Raw genomic sequence first — 2,694 nt, 5'->3', positions numbered from 1 at the left:
ACAATAATAATAACTGAATTATAGCAATGATTGTTTTAATTCGTATTTGTAATATTTGGTGTTGATTATCACCTGAATGATAAATGCATAAATAGTATTGTACGATAACACAATTAAAGGAATTATTATGAAAAAGTTAGCTCTATTAATTTCAGCTGCACTTGTTTCTACTTCTGCAGCAGCAACAGGTTACTATACTGACAACAAGTCTGACGTTAAAATTAAGAAAAATAGTGACGGTAACAAGGTTTCAGTCTATCAGCAGTCACCTGGAAAGTACAAAGGTAATGACTCTAAAGTTTTGATCACTTATGGTTCAGATGGCAACGATGTAGATGTTTCCCAGTACGGCCATAAGAATAAATCAGGTGTTTATATCTTCGCTAACTCAGACCATAACTATGTAACCGTGGATCAAAAAGGCTACCGTAATAAATCTAAGGTAAACATCGGCTATTATGCGGATTATAATAAAGTTGATGTATACCAGAAAGGTAATTACAACTATTCAATGGTAGATATTAAAGCTGGTGATTGGAATAAAGCGAAAGTTAAGCAGAAAGGTAACTGGAACTATTCTGATATTAACATTATAGGTGAAAATGCTGATTACAACAAAGTTAGTGTTAACCAGTATGGCGATTATTCTAAATCGGTTGTCAATATCAATGACTACTACGGTGGCGGGACGTCTTACAACAAGGTTCACGTAACACAATCTAGTAACGATTACTCGAATGTATACATTGCAGGTGGTTCTTCTTATAACCATGTATACGTTAGTCAGTACTAATACATGAGAGTCATCTTTATTACGGCTCTTTTAATCGCTGCATTCCATGTGAATGCAGCGGCTTTTCCGCCAATAGGTATTACCTGTGAATCGAAGACGGATAGGGTGAGATTGATTCTGAAAAATGAAAGTAGTGATTTTGTTCATATAAGAATCGTATCAAGCACTAACAATGTTATGGTTTCAGGCGGAAGAGGAAATAGCTCGAGTTCGTTAACTCTCAGTAAGTCACAGTTTCCGGTGACACTTGAAACAGGCCATTCGGATCCGTTAGTGATTCAAAGAAACTGTGACATAGAAAATCAAAACGCTTCCTAGGAAGCGTTTTTTGTTTGAATACAGTTAAGTGTCTTTCCATTCAGGGATGAATAAATAGAGCAACCCAGCACAGGCGATAGATGCGAGTATGTCTGTTGACCAGTGCATCCCGAGCCAGATCCTGCTGATGCCAACGCCAGTTGCCCACAGGATCAGAAGGCTTGCAGCCGTTAGTTGGTGCTTTTTCCAGAAGAATCCCCCCCAGAAAACTACGCAGACGGCGGCGAAAATTGTATGTCCTGAAGGTAGCGAGTAGTTAGTTTCACCTTGCCAATGTGATGTACGCCAGTCACTGACATTGGCTGTGGCCAGTTGTACCGCCTTTTCCTTTTCACTGTCAGTTAACTGATAGAATTCATCGGCTGAATGAACGATTCCTAAGCTTTGTAATTGATAGCTATAGGGCCTTGGTATCTCAGTGATATGCTTTAACACTGTTTTGGCAACAAAGCTCAGCACCAGCAATAGAGCGAATTGCATCACCAGCTGGATAGCTGCTTTCCGTGGTAGTTTTGTGAACAACGGGACTAGGCATAGAACACAGACGGTAACCAGAAAGTAGGGGTTGCCAGCTGAGGCTGTGAGCAATGAGAAAGTTCGGCCTGTATAATCCGATACGCTACCTGTCAGCTCGACAGATGAATAGAACATAAGTACGCCAGACATGACGGTGGCGTAAATGAGTAAAGCAATGAAGCCGGGGACTTTTTTGAAAAGAAATGAATTGGTAAGCATTGTAATAAAAGATGATTATTTTGGAATCGCAGTGTATCAGAGGGTAGCGCTAACAAAGTGAAATTTATGTCATTTTGCTATTTTGGGTGGTTGCTAAGTGCATAGCGGCATTTCTTGCCAGATCTACTTGAGCGATCATTAAGTATAAGCATTTTATCAAAGTCAGATTAGTTTAAGCCTACAAAACCATTTGAACTCTAATGAATAGCCATGCAAGGAAATAAACTAGAACGAGATCTCAGAAACGATACTAAAAGGCGGAGTAATTGCCGCTGGCAGTAAAATTTGATTTTTCTTTCATAAAAATAGGAATTTTTTTCTGGTTATATGCTTCGCAAGCTGATAATGTGCCGCCCCTCACAGTAACCGTGAGTATATTATGCATAGCACGACACATAAGGTTGGCGATAAACTGGTTCCAGCTCTAACAATTGGGTTCATCAGTTTGTTCCTGCTTTCTTCTCTCATCGACCTGTCACTCGTTACCAGTGTGATTCAGTCAATGTTTTCTTCAGTGACTTCACATTTTGGGTATGCCTGGCAATGGTTGATGGTTATCAATTTTGCAGTGGCTGTGCTTATCGCTGTTACCCGTTACGGAAAAATTCGTATGGGTAAGCAAGCGAAACCGACCATTGGTACTTTCCGATGGTTGGCAATGATTATGTGCACTTTGCTTGCCGGCGGTGGTGTTTTTTGGTCTGCCGCGGAACCTATCTATCATTTTATAACACCTCCTCCGAGCTTTGATGGAGTAGTGGGTTCTTCTGTGGAAGCGGTACCCCCCGCTTTGAGCCAGAGCTTTCTTCACTGGGGCTTTTTAGCCTGGGCAGTACTGGGCACGCTTG

At 40.7% G+C, this 2,694-nt stretch carries 3 protein-coding genes; 2 read left to right on the top strand and 1 reads right to left on the bottom strand.

The window, feature by feature from the left end; all coding sequences use genetic code 11:
• Positions 1-127: 127 nt before the first annotated feature.
• Positions 128-793 carry a hypothetical protein gene (locus tag MHN01_RS23760; protein ID WP_239413828.1) on the top strand — a complete coding sequence of 222 codons (666 nt, stop codon included), beginning with the start codon at positions 128-130 and terminating at the stop codon, positions 791-793.
• A gap of 342 nt (positions 794-1,135) precedes the next feature.
• Here MHN01_RS23760 and MHN01_RS23755 read toward each other — a convergent pair whose 3' ends face one another.
• The gene (locus tag MHN01_RS23755) at positions 1,136-1,762 is read right to left on the bottom strand and encodes a phosphatase PAP2 family protein (RefSeq protein WP_239413826.1); all 627 of its coding nucleotides are present in this window, start codon (positions 1,760-1,762) and stop codon (positions 1,136-1,138) included.
• A gap of 463 nt (positions 1,763-2,225) precedes the next feature.
• Here MHN01_RS23755 and MHN01_RS23750 point away from each other — a divergent pair.
• Positions 2,226-2,694: BCCT family transporter (locus MHN01_RS23750; protein WP_239413825.1), on the top strand; the 469-nt coding region annotated here is incomplete at its 3' end.

This window comes from Photobacterium sp. OFAV2-7 (assembly GCF_022347985.1).
Lineage (GTDB): Bacteria > Pseudomonadota > Gammaproteobacteria > Enterobacterales > Vibrionaceae > Photobacterium.
This window is presented reverse-complemented; position numbering and strand designations above follow the sequence as displayed.